Source organism: Lichenifustis flavocetrariae (assembly GCF_026130545.1).
In the GTDB taxonomy this organism is placed as follows: domain Bacteria; phylum Pseudomonadota; class Alphaproteobacteria; order Rhizobiales; family Beijerinckiaceae; genus Lichenihabitans; species Lichenihabitans flavocetrariae.
Genome location: NZ_JAMOIM010000008.1, coordinates 173,486 through 192,471, shown reverse-complemented (window position 1 = coordinate 192,471; position 18,986 = coordinate 173,486). Strand labels below are relative to the sequence as shown.

Here is an 18,986-nt window from a genome sequence, read left to right as displayed (position 1 = left end):
TGCACACGGATCTTTGTTCGCTTGTGGTCCTTCCCCTTGAATGTCATGTCAAGGATGCCGCAATGGATGTCTCGATGCTGGTTTTCCGCGCCGGCTTGCATGAAGTCACATGATTCCCGTCCCCCCTTCGTCTCGAACGCGTTTGGAAATCTGCGTCGACACGCCGGACGGTCTGGCGATCGCCATCGCGGCCGGGGCCGACCGCATCGAACTGTGTTCGAGCCTCGATGTCGGCGGATTGACGCCGTCCCCCGGCCTGATTGCGCTGGCAAGCGACTCGCCCGTGCCGGTCTACGCCATGATCCGCCCGCGACAGGGCGACTTCGTCTACGGCACGCAAGATCTTGCCGCGATGCGTGCCGACATCACGGCCGTTCGTCGGGCTGGCCTCGCCGGCGTGGTGATCGGTGCCTCGCGGCCCAACCATTCGCTCGATGAGCAGACCCTCGCCGATTTGTGCGCCGAGGCCGGCACGCTCGGACGGACGCTGCACCGCGCATTCGATCTCACGCCGAGCAAGAGCGTAGCGCTGGAGCTTGCCGTCGCACTCGGCTTCGAGCGGATCCTCACCTCAGGCGGCGCATCCGATGCCCCATCGGGCAGCGATGGCCTTGCGGCGCTGGTCATTCAAGCGCGGGGGCGCATCGCCATCATGGCCGGCGGCGGCATACGTCCGGAGAACCTGACGGCTCTCGTCCACCGCACCGGCGTCGCGGAGGTGCATGCCTCCGGCAAGGTCGTCGCCTTGCCGCCGCCGGACATCGTCCGCTGGGGCTTTGCCGGTGATCGATGTTTCGCGACGAGCTTCGACGCGATTCGCGCCTTGCGGGCTGCCCTGCCCTGAGTTGGACGTCGGCCCCTCAGGATGTCATGGGCTTTGCCGGCAGCGGACACCAGGAGCGCGCGTGCAGTATTGGACCTTGATCGAAGCGGCCCCGATCCCCGGCAGCACGGAGGAACTCCGATTGATGCAGCGGGGCACCGAATTCGCCATCAATCTCGGACGCGAATTGCTGATGGGGAGCCGCATGCGTGGTTCGGAGGAAGCGCTGGCGCGATTGGGATGCGCGGATGCGCTGACGCGCGGAACCAGCTTTCGTCTCCTCATCGGCGGTCTGGGCATGGGCTTCACGCTTCGCGCCGCTCTGGACCTGCTTGGCCCCGCCGCTTCGGTGGAGGTGGCCGAGCTCGTCACGGCCGTCGTGGGATGGGTCCGAGGCCCCTTGGCTCATCTGTCGGGTGACGCGCTTGCGGACCCCCGTGTCCGGGTCCATCAGGCCGATGTCGCCCAGCCGATCCGGGCCGCGCGCGGCATCTATGACGCGATCCTGCTCGACGTTGACAATGGACCTCAAGGTCTGACTCGAGACGGTAACGAAGCGCTCTACAGCCTGGCCGGACTGCGCGCCGCCTGGACAGCGCTTGCGCCCGGCGGAGCCCTCGCGGTGTGGTCGGCTTTCCCCGATCGCGCCTTTAGTCAATTGCTCGCCAGAGCAGGGTTTATAGTGGCAGAACACACTGTCCGCGCGCACGGCAAGAAGGGCGCGCGCCACATGATCTGGGTCGCGGCTCGACCGGGCCGCACGGCCTGAAGGTTGCAACCGATGCGACAGGCGTTGAAGAGCCTTCGGCTCACGGCCGTCGCGCACCACAATCGCTTCATGGAACTTTACATTGCGGCCGGAAGGCGGAAACCGCGGACCTTTAACTTGGCGTCAGGCACCGAGACGATGCCAATGCCAGGAGAGTAACATGAGTGAGGCACTCGAACATCAACCAAGTGGACCTGAAGCATCAGGCTCCCGCGATGTCGCGTCGGCGCGCCGACCCAGATGGCAGCGCCCGGTTCTGCTCGCGGGCGCGCTCGTCAGCGGATTGGGGCTGGGAGCCGGTGGCTTTGCCTATGCGGCGACCGTGACCGGACATGTCGTCTGGGGGGCAGGCCACCGTCTCGAGCACATCCAGCGCATGGTGCACGGTGCCCTGGACTCTGTCGGAGCCACGACGGTCCAGGAAGACAAGGTTCACGACATCATCGCAACCGGCTTCGGCAGCATGACCGAGGACGGCCCAGACCGCATGGCCATGCGCAAGCAGGTGCTCGACCTCCTGCGGGCGCCGACCATCGATCGCGCCGCCGTCGAAAAGCTTCGTGCCGAACAAGTGGCCAAATTCGATGCGAAGAGCAAAACCATCGTCGGCATGGTACTCGACTCGGCCGATCAGCTCACGCCCGATCAGCGCGCGGCGCTCGCGGATCGCGCCGAAGCCATGATGGCTCGCGGCATGGGCCCGTGGCACCGGGAGGGACGGGACGATGGGGGCAATATGGAAGGCGGCATGCATCGTCATGGCCCGGAGGATCAGGATCATGCCGATCCGGATCACGGCGCCGACCGCAACCCGGGCTGATCGTCATTTCGGACACCCGCGCCGATGACTGAGCATCTGCTTCTGGTCGATGATGATGCGCGTCTGGCCGGCATGGTGTCGGAATATCTCTCGGCTGCCGGATACAGGGTCGACCGCAGCCTCACCGGCCGCGGCGCCCTGGACGTCATCGGCCGCACGGACTTCCAAGCGATCATCCTGGACATCATGCTGCCCGATCTCGACGGCTTCGAAGTGTGCCGCCAGATCCGGATGCGCTCGGATATCCCGATCCTGATGCTGACCGCTCGGGGCGACGACACGGACAGGATCGTCGGATTGGAGATCGGGGCCGACGATTATCTGCCCAAACCGTTCAACCCGCGCGAACTTCTCGCCCGGTTGCGTGCCATCCTGCGGCGCAATCGCGGCACCCAGGCCGTGGCCGATACGGTCCTGTCGTTTGGCCGCCTGCAGATCGATCGAGGATCACGCGGGGTCAGGATCGACGGCGAGGACCGACTGCTCACGAGCTACCAATTCGATCTTCTTGTCGCCCTGGCGCAGAATGCCGGGCGGGTACTCAACCGCGAGCGCATCCTCGATCTCGTCAAGGGTGAGGAGCTGGAGGCGTTCGACCGCTCGATCGACGTACATATCTCGCGCATCCGCTCGGCGATCGAGGACGATCCAAAGCGCCCACGCCGCGTCATCACGGTTCGCGGCAGCGGCTATGTATTCGCCAAGAAACAGGACGGCGATCCATGATCGCGCTGCATCGCAGCCTCTTCTGGAAGGTTTATCTCACACTGCTGGCCAGCCTCGTTGTCGTGGCTGTCTCGATGGGAGCCATCTGGTGGATGCTCGGCCAGACGACCCAGGAACGCCTGGGGGCGTTCCGGATTCGTGTCACCAACGAACTGATCCCGGACCAGGACACCCCGAGCGGAACGATCGCACAGGCGGTCCGGCACCTGAGCAACGAGATCGGAGCGGATGTTTCGGTTTATGCCAGGGATGGCCACCTGATCGTTGCGGAAGGACGCCCGGTGTTTCTGCGAGACGGCGCCGCCCAGCACGAGTTTCACCGCGTGATGCGGATCGACCTGCCGGACGGGCGGGCTGTCGTGGCCCGCTTACGGCCGCCCCTGCAGGACCCCGGATTGCGGATCCTGACCGTCGTGATTGTGGTCGCCGGGGGTGTCGGCCTCGCGGCCTTTCCGGTGACGGCCCGCCTCACGCGCCGCCTCGAAGCGCTCCGATCCGGTATGGCGCGGTGGGGGGCGGGGGAGACCGCGGCGCGCGTGGACGAAAGCGGGAGCGACGAGGTCGCCCTCGTGGCGCGCACATTCAACAGCGCGGCCGAGCGGCTCGATCTGCTTCTGACATCGCAGAAGGCCTTGCTGGCCAATGCCAGCCACGAGCTTCGCTCGCCGCTCGCCCGCCTCCGAATCGGAATGGAACTCTGGCTGCAGGATCCAATTCCTGCGACCCACGCCGAGATCGTGCGCAACCTGGCGGAAGTCGACGTCCTCGTGGACGAAATCCTGCTTTCCAGCCGGCTCGACCATCCCAGTTCATTCGTGGGGCTCACGGAGCGCGTCGACCTACTCGGCTTGGCGGCGGAAGAGGCGACGCGGGTGGGGGCGAGTGTGGGCGGCGATGCGGTCGAGATCGCCGGCAATGCCGCCCTGCTGCGACGCCTCCTGCGCAATCTCCTGGAAAATGCCCTCCGTCACGGCAAGGCTCCAGTCCATGTAGCCGTCTCCGATCTTGGTGCGGAAGCCCAGATCGTCGTCTCGGATCAGGGCGTCGGTATTCCGCCCGAGGAACGGGAGCGGGTCTTCGAGCCGTTCTATCGCCCGCTGGGGCGTAGCGAACAGGGCGGCGGCTGGGGTCTCGGTCTCTCGCTCGTCCGGCAGATCGCCGCCCGCCACGGCGGGCGTGTCAGCTGCGCGGGAGGAGCGAATGACGTCGGCAGCCGCTTTTTGGTCACCCTAGCCCTGGATCGTGTCCCGGACCGCGATCAGGTGACCGGTCTTGCCGGATACCAGGCAAAGGTCGAGCAGACGTTGCATCTCGGCCGCGCGCCGAAAGGTAGGGTCACCATTCCGACCAGCTTGTAGCGCCGTCACGAAACGCGCCTCGTTGCGCGGCGTCTCCGGGCAAGGGAGAGTCCGCCAACTTTGCGTTTCCATGTCCGCGCCCAGGCAGGCGTCGAGACGCGATTCGAGGTGGTTGGCCCAGACTTTCAGCGCGCCTCCCGTGCCGTAGATGGCGAGGTTGAGGTCGTTGAGCTTGCCGGTGGCGAAGCGCGTCATGTGGATGGAAGCCAGCGCGCCATTGCTCATTTCGGCCGTCACGGCGACGGAATCGTTGGCGTCGAGCCGGTAGGCGCCGATGCGTCCGCCCTCCGCCTTGTCGAAGGTTTTCAGACGCGCCTGCAACGTCGCGACGTCAAGACCCGTCCCGAACGTCACGAAGTCGACGAGATGAATGCCGATGTCGCCGAGCACGCCGTTGGAGCCATGAGCAGTGGACAGGCGCCACAACCAACGCTCCTCGGTCCGCCAATCGCCCCAATGGCTGGCGGTGAGCCAGCTCTGCAAATAACTCGCTTCGATGTGGCGTACGATGCCGATCTCACCCGCATCGATCATCTGCCGCGCCCGCTGGATGGCATGGGCATTGCGGTAAGTGAGATTGACCATGGCGATGATGCCGGCCGCTTCGGCCGCCTCGGTCATCTCGAAGGCATCCACCTCGGTGAGCGCGAGCGGCTTTTCGCAGAACACGGATTTCCCGGCCGCGATCAACCGGAGGCTGGTCGGCTTGTGGACCGCATCGGGCGTCGCATTGACGGCGGCATCGAAGCCATTCCAGCGGATCGCCGCCTCGAGATCCTCGAAGACGTGCGGAATGCCATAGCTGGACGCATAGGCGCGGGCTCGTTCCCCATTCGCATCAACGGCCGCGACGAGTGTACATCCGGGATTGGAGCCGAATTGCTCGGCATGCTTGTGCGCGATGTGGCCCGTCCCAAGGATCAGGATGCGTTGCGCTTGGCTCACCGGAATCCCTCCTGGCCAGCCGTATGGAGCGAAAGACCCCGCGCCTCGATTTTCTCCAGGGCCTGATCGATCGGCCGATTCGGCGCCTTCTCGACATCGGCCCAGCGTGGCACTGGATTATAGGCCCAGCGTACGGCGTTGCGCAGCACCGTCTGGACCTCCGGATTGTGGTAGATCGGGTAGGTTTCGTGGCCCGCGCCGAAATAGAAGATGTTCCCGGCGCCCCGCTTGTAGGTGAGGCCCGAGCGGAAAATTTCACCGCCCTGGTACCAGGAGACGAAGATAGTCTCCAGAGGCTCGGGAACCAGGAAGGGCTCGCCGTACATTTCCGAATTCGGAATCTCGATCTGCGCGCCGAGCCCCTGGGTGATGGGGTGGCTCGGGTTGATCACCCACATCCTCTCGCGCTCACCCGCCTCGCGCCACCGCAACGAACAGGGCGTGCCCATGAGCCGCTTGAAGATCTTGGAGAAATGGCCGGAGTGGAGGACGATCAGGCCCATGCCCTCATAGACACGTTGGGCGACACGTTCGACCACCTCATCGGACACTTGCCCATGGGCCTTGTGGCCCCACCAGAGAAGAACGTCGGTGTCATCGAGCCGTCCCTGAGGCAAACCGTGCTCGGGTTCATCGAGGGTCGCGGTCGAAACCTGCAGGTCGCCGCCGCCCAAGGCCGCTGCGATGGCGGCATGAATGCCGTCAGGGTAGATCGACTTGACGGCCTCGTTCTCACGCTCGTGGATGAATTCATTCCAAACGACGACACGGATCGGCATCGGCAAGTTCCTTACATTCGAAGTCGAGACGCGGCTCAGGAGACCGCCAATCGACGCAGGCGTTGTTGCCTCAACATAGAAACGTGGGAGAAGTGGCGTTCTTGCCCCGCGAAACAACCCAGCGAAGCTTGACCCGAAAACATCGGCGTCCAAAACCGTCGCACACCGGTTTCGGGCTTGGCTTCGCCGCCTCGGAACGAAACTGCTTTTGGCCGGTCCTTTGGCGGGACCGGCCAAAATGCCATTCAGCGGCTTCGGCTCTCCGCCAATGAGTCGGTCGACGGCAGCAGGTCTCTGCCCGCCATCGCAAGCAACAGTCCGGGAAGACCGCCGATGCCATTCGCAGTCTCGCCGCCGACCACCACTGAAGGCACGAGCGGCATCTTCGTCTCCCGTGCAATCTCGACCAGCGCACTGATCACAGCTTGACGGATCAGGTTGTCGGTGCCGCCAATCGACTCGGCCTTGGCCTTGGCCGCGAAGGCCTCGGCTTCCGCCATCACCCGGATGCCCTCGGCCGCACGGCTTTTGCGCGCGGTTTCGGCCGAGCCTTCCGCTTCGGCCATGATCCGGATGCCGTCGGCCGCCTTACGTTTGCGGGCCGTTTCGGCCGCCCCCTCGTTCTCGGCAATGCGGATGGACAGTTCCGACTTGGTGATGCCGGCCTGCTGATCCGCCAAGGCCAGCTGCTCATTGAGAGCCTTGCGCTTCGTCGCGGCCTCCTGCTGGTCGACGAAGGTCTTCTGTTCCTCCTTGGCGAGTTGTCGCGCTCGGAGCTGTTCGAGCATCGCTTCCATGCGGGTGTCGCCGGGCGTGGGTTTCGGGGTGCCGATCATCACCTCCTCGATCTCGATCCGATGCTCGGCCAGTCGCTCCTTCATGGCCTTCAGGGCCTCCTTGCCGATCTCGACACGCTTCTCGATGAAGTCGAGCAACGTGTTCCGCTGAGCCGTATCCTTGAAATAGGAGGACACGAATGGATCGAGTGTTTGGTTCACCAGCCGCTCGATCTGGCTGAAGCGCTGGATCACATGCGGCGCGTTGACGGGCGCGATATGAGCCACGATCGACAACGGCACCAGGATCTCGAAGGCATCACGCGTGATCACCGGGATCTCCTTGAGGTCGTTGTCATAGCTCTTGCCGTTCGGCAGGGCCGCGGCGCTGACGACCCCCGCGATCCAGCGCAGCTGAAAGTTCGTGGTCGGCACGTCGATCACCTCGGCCGCATAAGGGTTGACGGCATATTTGCCGGGTTCGAGCGGCCGTCGCCAGATACCGCGCTGGCCGACCTCGACTGTGCGGCCGCGTCCATTTTCGGCCGTGATGGCCTCCTCGGTTTCGCGTCCGACAAAGGAGTTGATCACGCCAACGGTGCCGATCTCGATGCGACGCTTGCCCGTGACTTCGACGGTCGCGAACAGGCGATTGAGGAAATAGGTGCCTTCAACCAGCACCTGCTCCTGCCGCCCGCGCCGCCCACCAGCCGCCAAAAAGCGGCCGATGTCCTGAAACGAATTGTGAAAATGGGCCGGGTTGTTGGCATCGGTGCCGACAGTCGGCGCGATGATCTCGCCGTGCTGCAGGGCCGGCCCGTCTTGGACCGTCACGATACCGATCTTGTCGTCCTTGATGACGATCGGCGTGAAGCCGCCGCGCTCTTGCAACAGGGCTTGGAATTGTGCGTCATCCTTCTTGGCCTCGACCAGATGGTGGATCGTGTCGTCCCCGATCACCGCGAACAGAGCCGTGTTGATCGCATAGGTGCCCGAGCGGAGGATGCGGCGCTGCGGTCCGGCCTGACCTCCCTGTTCCAGGAAGCCGCGGGCATCGTCGACCTGCACCTCGGCCGGCCATTCACCCAGGGCTTGACCGGGTTCGAGCGTGCGGCCGACACGCGCCACGAGGTAGCCGATCTGATCGACGTTGATCAGCGGCTGCTTGTAGACCCGGTATTGAAACGGCACGAGAACATGCCAGCCGCCGCGGATGACGTCCGGCAGGAAGCCGGCGTTGCCGCGCAGAGCCATAGGGCCAAACGGCTCGGGTGAGCGTTGGGCGCACCATTTTCGTTCTATCACCCCGAAGTGAGTGTTTGGAATGTAGACGAAGGCCGCGAACGCGACCCTCAGCACAAGGAGGGCCAAAAGGAAGACAAGCCCTAGCGCCAACGCATGCGTCATCGCTGCGGCGCTCATAGTATCAGGATCAAACATGGGAGAGAACGTCCGTCGGCCGGCGCCTCGTCATGGTCCCTTTCGGACCGTGGGCTGTCCCGGCGGGCCGCGTCAAACGTCGGCCAACCTCCCTTTAGAGGTCGCCCATAATATAAGCCCGATCTCGCAGCTGCGAAAGAGCAGCTTGATGATCCAACTGCGATTTTGTAGGTACTCCACCCCCGAATAGTGGCGGCTACGACTGGTGAGAGGTGGTCCCCGCTCTCAGGTAATGGTAGCGGTAGAGTTCCGTCGTAAAGCCCGCCCGGGCGTAGAGCTGACGGGCCGGACCATTGTCGGCCGTGACTTGGAGACAGACGCCTTGGGCCCCCTTCTCCTTGGCCCAGGCCATGAGGCGCCGGACGATCGCGCCCCCATGCCCTTGCTGCCGGTGCAGCGGATGGGTCAGCACCGATTCCAGAACTACGAGCCCGCGAAACAAGGCAGCATAGGCCACCGCGACGGGGGTGCCGTCGACGTGGCGGCACGCGAAAGCCTTCGGCAAGAGCAGCGTGTCGACCGACCGCCGATAATCCGCAACGATCGCCGGTGATGGATTCTCGCCGAGCTCCGCCCAAGCCTCGTACCATCCCGTGTGAGGTGTCGACGCGAGGGCGAAGTCGGCGCCTTCGCCGGGAACGAACCCCGTAAGGTCGGCGAAGAGCGTGCAGACCTCACCCTGTGCCTCGTAGCCGAGCCGCCGCAGAGCGATGTCCATGTCTGGTACGAGCGACGGAACGCGAAACAAAGCCGGACGGTCGAGTGACGCGTAGATCGCCTCGGCTTCGGGCACGATGCCGGTCGGATCGCGCGGCCCGAAACGCAGCGGATTGACGGAATTGGTCCGCCGCGTGCGCCCGCCCGCGGCACGCAGAAGCCATCCTTCGAGGATGATTTCGCGGGCCGCCGGGAAAGCGTTTGAACACGCTTCTTCGACGTCCCACAGGAAATCGCGACTTTTGAGATCGAGGCCCATGCCGATCTGATATCGCATCGTCAGCTTGGCCGCGACCCTGTTCCCGCCGCACTTGGCCTGGGTCGCCGTTACAGGCGCGCTCAATCTCTCGGTCCGGCGCTGCAATCGTTGATGGCAGGAACTCCCCCGGGGCCATCGCATTGGCCGCAGCGTGTTGTGTCCGCGACAAACGGCACAAGATTGCGGCTCGAAGAATCCGGGTATTGTTGGACGGCGAGAGCGTCGCGATAGTGGCCGCGCGATTCGGTTCTGCACCGCTTCGGTCGTGCTTCGTCTTTTGGGCTCATCGCGAGGCGCAGGACAGCTTCGCGCAATGCCGGGACGCTAAAGGAAAACGGGATGCCATCTGGCGACTTACGTTTCGTAACGTTGTGACCGGAGGCGACAATGTCTGAGACGGTGGAAGCGAGCGGGCCATGACATCGATCCTTTCGTCGATGACGGCAGCGCAGATCGCGCGGCTGAGTGCGACCACCATCCAGCAATTCACGACCAGCGACGTCGAAAGCTTCGAAACCACGGAAGTCGCGGCGCTGACCTCGGTCGAACTGATCGAATTCAGCACCACCAATCTCGAAGCACTTTCGGCAAACCAGGTGAGCGGCATCTCGCCCTCGGCTCTCTCCGGGCTCTCACTGGCGTCCTTCAACGCGCTCGCCGCCAGCGATCTCTCGGCCTTCACGTCGAGCCAGATGTCGGCGTTGTCGGCGCAGGAACTGAATTCGCTCGATCCGGGAGAAGTTCAATCCCTCAGTGTCCAGCAACTCAGTGCGTTGATCAGACCCCAGATCGCCGGCCTGTCCACGACGACCCTGTCGAATTTGACGGCCACGCAATTCGGCCAGTTGAACGCCACGCAGGTCGGTACCCTGTCGACCGCACAACTCAACAGCCTGCTCCTGAACCAGATCCTGGCGCTCGATCCCGCCAATCTGACCGCATCGCAAATGTCGGGTCTCAACGCGACAGAGGTCCAGAACCTCTCCTCCACGCAGGTCGCCTCGCTGGCCGCGACCCAGGTCGGGGCCTTGTCGGTTTCCGGTCTCAATGCGCTGTCGCAGGATGAAATGCAGGCGCTCACCGCCACGCAGGAAGCCGGGATCACAGCGAGCCAAATCACAGGTCTCACCAGCACGAGCCTTGCCGAACTGACGACGACCCAGATGGCCGCGCTGACGACCCAGCAAGTGCGTGGGCTGACGCCGAACCAGCTCTCGGGGTTGTCGACCGCCGCCATGCAGGCGATTCCGGTCGCAACATTCTCGGCAACGCAGATCGGGCAATTGTCGTCGACGGCCTTCGCCAACCTTTCGGCGACGCAGATCGCCGGCTTGTCGGCCGCACAAGTCCAGGCCCTCTCGATTCCTTCCCTCAACGCGCTGCAAACGGACGAAGTGCAAGCGCTGACCAGCACGCAGACCGGGGCGCTCACCTCAACCCAGATCTCTGGCCTGACCGACGCCACACTGGCCGCCTTCACGCCGGCCCAGATCGCGGCCTTCACGACCGGCCAGATCCGAGGATTGACCGCGACCCAGTTGACCGACTTGCCAGCCGAGATGATCCAGGCTCTCACGGTCGGATCGCTGAGCACAATCCAGGTCGCTTCCCTCAGCACGACGGCGGTCGCCAATCTCACGAGTGACCAGGTCACGTCGCTGTCCGCGGCGCAGATCGGCGCTTTGAGCAGCGACGTCTTGAACAATCTGACGCCGACCGAGATCCAGGCTCTGACCACCACGCAGGCGGCCGGACTGGCGCCGCGCCAACTCGGCAACATGACCGATACGACGCTAGGTCTTTTGACGACGACACTCCTGTCCGGGCTGACAGCGCCTCAAGTACAGGGGCTGACGTCAACCCAGCTGAGTGACATGGCTCCGTCCTCGCTCAACGCTTTGCCGGCTTCATTCCTATCGACAACACAGGTCGCCAATCTGAGCGCCACGGCCCTGGCGAACCTCTCCGATGCCCAGTTGGCGGCCCTGACGTCAACGCAGGTCGGCGCCCTCTCAACCACGTCTCTCAGCAACCTCTCGGCCGCCGCGATCCAGGCCATGACGACCACGCAAGTGGCGGGCCTGCAAGCCCTGCAGCTCGCCGGGCTCAGCGACACGACGATCGCCGAACTGACGACGACGCAACTCGCGGCGCTGACGGCGGCCCAGATGGCCGGTTTCTCGACGGTTCAGCTGGCCGATATGTCGACGACGTCGCTCCAGGCTCTGACGGCATCCCGGCTCGCCACCAGCCAGATCGCCGGCCTGGGCACGGACAGCATCGGCGCCTTCGCGGCAAGCCAGCTCTCGGCACTCACGGCCTCGCAAATCGCCGCCATGAGCACCACGGTGTTGAACGGACTGGCGGCCACTCAGGTCCAGTCCTTCACGACGACCCAACTGGCCGGCCTCACCGCCACTCAGATCTCAGGGATGAGCGATACCGCCCTCGCCGAGCTGACGACCGCCCAATTGACCGGTTTGACGGGCGCGCAGATCCGCGGGTTCACGGCCACGCAGTTGACGGATATGAGCCAGGCCACGATCCAGGCCCTGGCGGTCCAGTCTCTTTCGGCGACCCAGGTCGCAAACCTGAGCGCGACCTCGCTCGGCAATCTGTCGTTGACGCAATTCGCATCGCTGACCTCGGCCGAAATCGGCGCGATGACGACAACGCAGATCGGCGGTTTGACCCTCGATCAGATCGGGCAGCTCAGCGTCACCCAGATGTCGGGGTTGACCAGCACGGAATCGTCGGCGCTCACCAGCGACCAGATCGCCGCGCTGACCAATGTCCAACTCAGCGGACTGACGCGAAGCGCCGTCAGCGGTCTGGTGGATACCCAGATCGGCGCGTTCAGCATCACGCAACTGAGTAGCCTGAACGTCACCCAGATCGCGGGGCTGTCCACCACCGGCGTCACGGGCCTTACGGTTTCATTACTGGCAGCGCTCAACACGACACAATTGGGCGCCCTGACCTCGGCAAGCATCGGCGCACTGACCCAAACGCAACTCGCGGCCCTCAGCACGACGCAAGTGGCCGCGATCAGCACGACGGCGGCCAGCGGCCTGGCCACGACAGCCCTGACCTCACTCAGCGCGACGCAGATCGGCGCGCTCACGACCCAGCAGATCACCGGACTGTCGGTGACCGGCATCACGGCGCTCACGCCGTCCGCCCTTGCGGCCTTGAGCACGCAGCAGATCGGCGCTCTGACGACCACGCAGATGCGGACGCTGGTCGACACGCAGATCGCCAACCTTTCGCAAACACAGCTCGCGCAGCTCTCCATTCAGCAGATCGCCGCCCTGTCGTCGACCGGCCTCAGCGGACTTGCCGTGACCCAGGTGGCGGCTCTGACGACGACCCAGGTCTCGGCTCTGACCATGACCGAGGCGAGCCAACTCGCGGATACACAGATCCAGGCGATGAGCGCGACGCAGATCGGCGCCCTCAGCACGTCCGGAATCTCAGGCCTCACGACGTCGCTCGTGTCCGATCTCAGCACCGCTCAGCTTGCGAGCCTAGGGACAGCCCAGATCGCCAAATTGACCGCGACGGGACTGAGCGGTCTGTCCGATACCCAGCTTTCGGCGTTGGCGCTGACGCAACTCGGCGCCCTGAGCAGCACACAGGTTGCCGCCCTCACGGCGACCCAGATTGGCGCCCTGACGGCCACGCAGACCGCAGCACTGACCACCGTTCAGGTTTCGTCACTGTCGACCTCCGGGATCGCTGGCCTGACCACCGACACGGTTTCGGCACTGACGACCTCACAGGTCGGCGCGCTGACCTCGACCGGACTTACCGCCTTCGCGCTGACACAGATCAACGCTCTGACGCCGACGCAAATCGCGGCATTGACCCGCTCGGCACTCGCCGGATTGAGCCAAAGTCAGATCGCCACGTTGACCACCACCCAAGTGGCGGCTCTCGCGGCCACCCAGATCGCGGCCCTCACCACAACGGCGATCGCGGGCCTGACCTCGACCGAACTTGCCGCCCTCGCGGCAACGCAACTCGCCGCCCTGCGAACGGTCCAGATCACGGCATTGGTCGACACCCAGGTGGCGTCCCTGAGCACCAGCCAGCTGACGTCGCTTTATCAAAGCCAGGTTTCAGCCCTGTCGACGACCGGCATCAACGGCCTGGATTCCAGCGCTATCGCGGCACTTGGCGGCACGCAACTCGGTGCGCTGACCAGCACCCAGGTCAATAGTCTCGATGACACCCAGGTCGGCGCGCTGTCGACGACGCAACTCGGCGTGCTGTCGACGACGCAGATCGCGGCCTTGTCGACGACCGGCCTCAGCGGCCTGACCGAAACCTTGATGGGCGCCCTCAGCACGACCCAACTTGCGGCGCTGACGACGACTGAGGGTCAAGCGCTGGGCCAAACCCAGATCGCGAGCTTGAGCACCACGCAGGTGGCTTCACTCGGCACCCGGGCGGTGGGCGGGTTCGCCACGACGGCGGTGTCGGCTCTCAGCACCACACAGCTCGGCGCGTTGACGACGCGCCAGGTCGCGGCTTTGTCAACCACCGCCGTCGCGGCCCTCAGCACAGGCGCGGTCGCGGCCCTCAGCACCCAGCAGATCTCCGCCCTCACCGCCACGCAGGTGAAAGCCCTGGCGGACACCCAGATCGCCAGTCTGTCGCCGGCCCAACTCGGCCAACTCTCGGCGCAGCAGATCGCGGCTCTCACCTCGACCGGCCTCAGCGGCTTGGCCGTGACGCAGATCGGCGCTTTGACGACCACACAGGTCGCGGCCCTGACGGCCACGGAAGTCGGTCAGCTTGCCGATACGCAGATCGAGGCCATGAGCCCGGCTCAGATCGGCGCGCTGACAACTTCCGGGATTTCGGGACTGACGGCGAGCCTGGTCGCTGATCTGACGATCACCCAGCTCGGCAATCTCGCCACGACGCAGATCGCGAGGCTGTCGAGCAGCGGCGTGACCGGCTTGACCGCCACACAGATCGGCGCTCTGACCTCGACCCAGCTGAACGCCCTCACACCCGCGCAGGTCGGCGCCCTGGGGGCGACCCAGGTGGCGGCCCTGACGGCGACACAGATCGGCGTGCTGTCGGCGGCCCAATTCGCGGCACTGTCGGCCACCGGCGTGGGTGGCTTCGCGACCAGCACGATCGCGGCCCTCACCACGACACAGGTGGCCCAACTGACCGCCATTGAGCTCGGCGGTTTTGCGGGCACCCAGATCCAGTCGCTCACCACCACGCAGATCCCGTCGCTCAGCCAGACGGCGGTCGGTGGACTGAACCAGACGCAGGTCACGGCCCTGACCTCGGCTCAAATGGCGGCCCTCACCACGACACAGGTCGGGGCGCTCTCGGTCGCCGGCCTGCAAGGCCTTTCTTCATCCGATCTGATGAACCTGACGACGAGCCAGCTGACGGCGCTGCGAGCGACCCAGATCAAAGCGCTGCTCGGCACCCAAGTGGCGGCTCTCGGCACCTCCCAGATCGCCGCGCTCCTGATCACCCAGATCGCGGCCCTCTCGTCGACGGGTCTTGGCGGATTGACGACGAGCCAGATCGCCGCAATGGCGACGACCCAGGTGGCCGTCCTCGGGAGCGCGCAGGCCAACGCCCTTGTGGACACGCAGGTCGCCGCTTTGTCGACGAGCCAGATCGCCAATCTTTCGCCGGGCCAGGTCGCCTCGCTCTCGACGACCGGAATCAGCGGTCTCACGGCGACCCAGGTCACGAGCCTCAGCACGACCCAGGTCGGCGCTCTGACCGCGACCGAAGCGGCGGCTCTCAGCGGGACGCAATTGGCCGCTCTTTCGACGACCCAGGTCGCGGCCCTCACCACCACGGCGGCGACGGCCCTCACCCCCACCGAACTCGGCCAGTTGACGACGAGCCAGATCGCAGCCCTCACGACCGGACAGGCCACAGCCCTTTCCACCAATAGCCTTCCCGGGCTCAGCACGTCCGCCATGCAGGCCCTGAACACGACGCAACTCGCGGCGTTGACGCCAAGCCAGATCACAGCCTTGACGGATACACAGATCGGCAGCCTCTCGGCGACGCAATTGGGGCAGCTCTCGACGCAGCAGATCGCCGCCCTTTCGGCCACCGGCCTCAGCGGACTGACGGCGACCCAAATTTCGGGCCTGACGACCACGCAAGTCTCGGCCCTGACCGCGGTTGAGGCGAGCGCATTTGCCGGGACTCAGCTTGCCGCCCTGAGCGCGGCGCAGATCGCCGCCCTCAGCACCTCCGCGATCTCGGGGCTGACCCAGACCCTCATTTCCCAGCTCTCGACGACGCAGCTCGGCAACCTGACGTCCACGCAGGTCGCGCGCATTTCGACCGCCGGCATCGGCGGCCTAACCAGCACCGATATCGCGGCGCTGACGCTGACGCAGATCGGCGCCCTGACAACGACGCAGATCGGTGCCCTCACGGACACGCAGATCTCGGCCATGACAGCCACGCAAGTGGGCGCATTGACGGCCGCGCAGGCGGCTGCCCTGTCGACGACCGGCGTCAGCGGCCTCACGACCACCACCATTGCGGCGCTGACCTCCACGCAAATCGCAAACCTGACCGTCACCGAGATTGGCACACTCGCCAACACGCAGATCGCCGCCCTCAGTACGGCACAAATTCAGGCTCTGACCCGGACCGCGATGGGCGGTCTCAACCAGACCCAGGTCGCGGCGCTGACTACCGCTCAGCTCTCGACCCTGGCGACGACCCAGATCTCGTCCTTGTCGGCGGCGGCTGTCTCCGGGTTCACGTCGAGCGAACTCGCGGGTTTGAGCGCAACACAGCTCGGGGCCCTAGGCAGCACGCAGGTGGCCGCGCTGGTCGATACCCAGGTCGCCGCCTTGAGCACAGGCCAGCTGGCCGCGCTCGCCGCAAGCCAAATCGCCGGCTTGTCGACGACCGGCCTTGGCGGGCTGTCGATCTCTGATATCGCAGCTTTGACCAGTACCCAGATCGCGGCGCTCGGCACCACACAGATGGATGCGCTCGCCGACACCCAACTTGGCGCCTTGACGATCGGCCAACTCGCCGCCCTGTCGTCGACGCAGATCGCGGCGATCGATCCCGGCGCCATCACGGGGCTGACGACGACCGAACTCGCCGCGCTCAGCACAACCCAGGTGCGCGGCCTGACGCCCACCTTGTTGGGCGCGATCGGCACGACCGCAATCTCGGCCTTCACGGCCACGCAAGTCGCGGCCATGAATTCGGCCGAACTCGGCGGCCTCACGAATGCGCAGGCGGCAGCACTTACACTGACGCAAATCGGCGCGCTTGCCGACACCCAGGTGGCGGCGCTCTCCACCTCGGCCGTGAGCGGCTTGACGACCACGGAACTCGCGGCCCTGACGATCACACAGGTTCAGGCCCTTACGGCGACGCAGATGTCGGCGCTCAACGACCAGCAGATCGTCGGCTTGAGCGCGGGCCAGTTCGGTGCGTTCTCCTCAACGCAGATCTCGGGCCTCTCCACCACAGCCATCGCGGCCCTGACGACGAGCGAAGCGACCGGCCTGACGATCCTGCAAATCCGTGGCCTCACGTCGACTCAGGTTGGCGCGCTCAGCAGTCAGGTCGTCGCGGCGCTGACCACGACACAGCTTGGCGCCTTCACGACTCGCGGCATCGCGGGGCTGACGCAAACCCAGGCTTCCGCGCTGACCGCCAGCCAATTCAACGCCCTCACAACGACGCAGCTTGCAGCCTTGTCCACGGCTGGCGTCAGCGGCATCACAACCAGCCAGATCGCCGCCCTCACGCCGGATCAGCTTGGCGCCTTGAGTTCCACGCAGATCGGTGCGCTCTCAACGGTGCAGATGGACGCCTTTACGGCCTCGGAGATCGCCGCCCTCACGACCACGCAGGCCCAGGGTCTGACCGCCACGCAAGTGTCGGACCTCAGCGCCGCGCAAGTCGCGGCCCTGACGACGACGGCTCTGCGAGCCCTCAGCACGACGGCGGTCGGCGGCTTGACCTCCACCGAGATCGGGCTGCTGTCGACGACGCAACTCGGGGCCATTACGTCGACACAGATCGCGGGGCTATCGACCACTGCGCTCAGTGGTCTCAGCAACGCCGAACTCGCCGCGCTGACGACGACACAGTTCGCCAGTCTCTCGGCGACCGGCATTGCGGCCCTGTCGTCCACGCAATTCGCCGGTCTTACGACAAGCCAGATCGCGCTTCTGTCGACCACCGAGATGGGCGGCTTGACGGCAACGCAGGTCGGGGCACTGACGCCGACGCAACTCGCGACCCTGAACGCGACGCAGATTGGGGCACTCGTGACCACAGGTCTCAGCGGGCTCACATCGACCCAGCTCGGCGCCCTGTCGCCAAATCAGCTCGGCGCCTTGAGCTCCACCCAGCTCTCCTGGTTGCCGACGACCGCCATCGCGGGCCTGACGCTCGCCGAGATCGGGGCGCTCACCACCACGCAGTTGCAAGGCTTCAATTCGACGGAAATCGGCGCGCTCACGTCGACCCAGTTCGCAGCGCTGACCACGACACAACTCGGGCTTCTGACGGCCACCGAGATGAGCGGCTTCACCTCGGCCGAGATCGCGACGCTCTCCGAGGACGATCTCGCGGCGCTTAGCGCGACCCAGATCGCGGCGCTCTCCACCACGGGTGTCGCGGGCCTGAGCCAGAGCCAGCTCGCCTCCTTGTCGTCGACCCAGGTGAGTGCGCTGACCGCGACGCAGATGTCCGCCCTCTCGACTACGGCCGTCTCCGAGCTTACCACGACACAGATCGCCGCCCTCTCTTCGACGCAGTTCAGCAGCCTCTCGGCCTCCGCCATCTCGGCACTGACCGCGACCCAGTTCGCGAGCCTGAACACGACACAGATCGGTCTTCTGTCGGCGACCGAGATGAGCGGCCTGTCGGCCACCGAGATCGCTTCCTTGACCACGACGCAATTCGCGGTGCTCTCCGCGACCCAGATCGGCGGGATCTCCAGCGCGGCCATCGCGGGCCTGGCCCCGACGGCGCTCGCGGCACTCACGTCGACCCAGTTCGCGGGGCTCACGGCGGTCCAGCTGCAGGCCTTCTCGTCGGCCGACGTGGCGGCCCTGAGCACCACGCAGGTGGCCGGGCTCACCGCCAGCCAGCTGACAGGGCTGGCGCGCGATCAGCTTCGCGCCTTGTCGACCAGTCAGCTCAACGCTTTGTCGGCGAGCCAGATCGCATCGCTGACGACCACGCAGATGGTCAACCTGACGACGACGGAACTCTCCGGCCTGACCTCGACGCTTTTCAGCGCCTTGACGCCGACGCAGATCAGCGGCCTGTCGACGCTGCAGCTCAGCAATCTCGGCGCGACGACGCTCGCACAGCTGAGTGCCGTACAGCTCAGCGGCCTGACCACGACCCAGGTGTCGACGCTCAGCACGACCACGATCTCCAACCTGACAGTGACCGAAATCGAGGCCTTGAACGGGGTCCAGATCGCCGCCCTCACAACCACACAAACCGCCGTCATGACTGCCGCACAACTGGCCGCATTGAGCGAGGCCGCCTCGTAGAATGCAGGGGACCTGTCGTAGACGTG

At 65.3% G+C, this 18,986-nt stretch carries 9 protein-coding genes and 1 pseudogene; 6 read left to right on the top strand and 4 right to left on the bottom strand.

Annotated features, from left to right (window positions below; all coding sequences use genetic code 11):
• Positions 1 to 109: 109 nt before the first annotated feature.
• From M8523_RS14130 to M8523_RS14110, 5 genes and pseudogenes are all read left to right on the top strand, one after another.
• Positions 110 to 844 carry a copper homeostasis protein CutC gene (locus tag M8523_RS14130; RefSeq protein ID WP_282585518.1) on the top strand — a complete coding sequence of 245 codons (735 nt, stop codon included), beginning with the start codon at positions 110 to 112 and terminating at the stop codon, positions 842 to 844.
• Positions 845 to 905: 61 nt separating this feature from the next.
• Positions 906 to 1,592 carry a polyamine aminopropyltransferase gene (locus M8523_RS14125; protein WP_282585517.1) on the top strand — a complete coding sequence of 229 codons (687 nt, stop codon included), beginning with the start codon at positions 906 to 908 and terminating at the stop codon, positions 1,590 to 1,592.
• A gap of 160 nt (positions 1,593 to 1,752) precedes the next feature.
• A complete protein-coding gene (locus M8523_RS14120; protein WP_282585516.1) occupies positions 1,753 to 2,412 on the top strand; it encodes a Spy/CpxP family protein refolding chaperone in 660 nt (219 codons plus the stop codon).
• Between the two features lie 24 nt (positions 2,413 to 2,436).
• Positions 2,437 to 3,138 carry a response regulator gene (locus M8523_RS14115; RefSeq protein WP_282585515.1) on the top strand — a complete coding sequence of 234 codons (702 nt, stop codon included), beginning with the start codon at positions 2,437 to 2,439 and terminating at the stop codon, positions 3,136 to 3,138.
• Positions 3,135 to 4,316: pseudogene (locus M8523_RS14110) on the top strand (ATP-binding protein); the annotation flags it as partial. The gene M8523_RS14115 and the pseudogene M8523_RS14110, both read left to right, overlap by 4 nt.
• 51 nt (positions 4,317 to 4,367) lie before the next feature.
• Here M8523_RS14110 and M8523_RS14105 read toward each other — a convergent pair.
• The 4 genes from M8523_RS14105 to M8523_RS14090 all read right to left on the bottom strand — a co-directional run bounded on the left by M8523_RS14105 (position 4,368) and on the right by M8523_RS14090 (position 9,496).
• Positions 4,368 to 5,441: a Gfo/Idh/MocA family protein gene (locus M8523_RS14105; protein WP_282585514.1), complete on the bottom strand. Its 1,074-nt coding sequence runs from the start codon at positions 5,439 to 5,441 to the stop codon at positions 4,368 to 4,370.
• The gene (locus tag M8523_RS14100; RefSeq protein WP_282585513.1) at positions 5,438 to 6,220 is read right to left on the bottom strand and encodes a ThuA domain-containing protein; all 783 of its coding nucleotides are present in this window, start codon (positions 6,218 to 6,220) and stop codon (positions 5,438 to 5,440) included. The genes M8523_RS14105 and M8523_RS14100 overlap by 4 nt, the downstream gene beginning before the upstream one ends.
• Positions 6,221 to 6,465: 245 nt before the next feature.
• On the bottom strand, positions 6,466 to 8,436 hold the full coding sequence (locus tag M8523_RS14095) for an SPFH domain-containing protein (protein ID WP_282585512.1): 1,971 nt from the start codon (positions 8,434 to 8,436) through the stop codon (positions 6,466 to 6,468).
• A 196-nt stretch (positions 8,437 to 8,632) separates the two neighbouring features.
• The gene (locus M8523_RS14090; RefSeq protein ID WP_282585511.1) at positions 8,633 to 9,496 is read right to left on the bottom strand and encodes a GNAT family N-acetyltransferase; all 864 of its coding nucleotides are present in this window, start codon (positions 9,494 to 9,496) and stop codon (positions 8,633 to 8,635) included.
• A gap of 332 nt (positions 9,497 to 9,828) precedes the next feature.
• On the opposite strand from M8523_RS14090, the gene M8523_RS14085 reads away from it, so the two are divergent.
• Positions 9,829 to 18,960 (top strand): beta strand repeat-containing protein, encoded by a 9,132-nt coding sequence (locus M8523_RS14085; RefSeq protein WP_282585510.1) that lies wholly within the window; start codon positions 9,829 to 9,831, stop codon positions 18,958 to 18,960.
• Positions 18,961 to 18,986 lie beyond the last annotated feature (26 nt).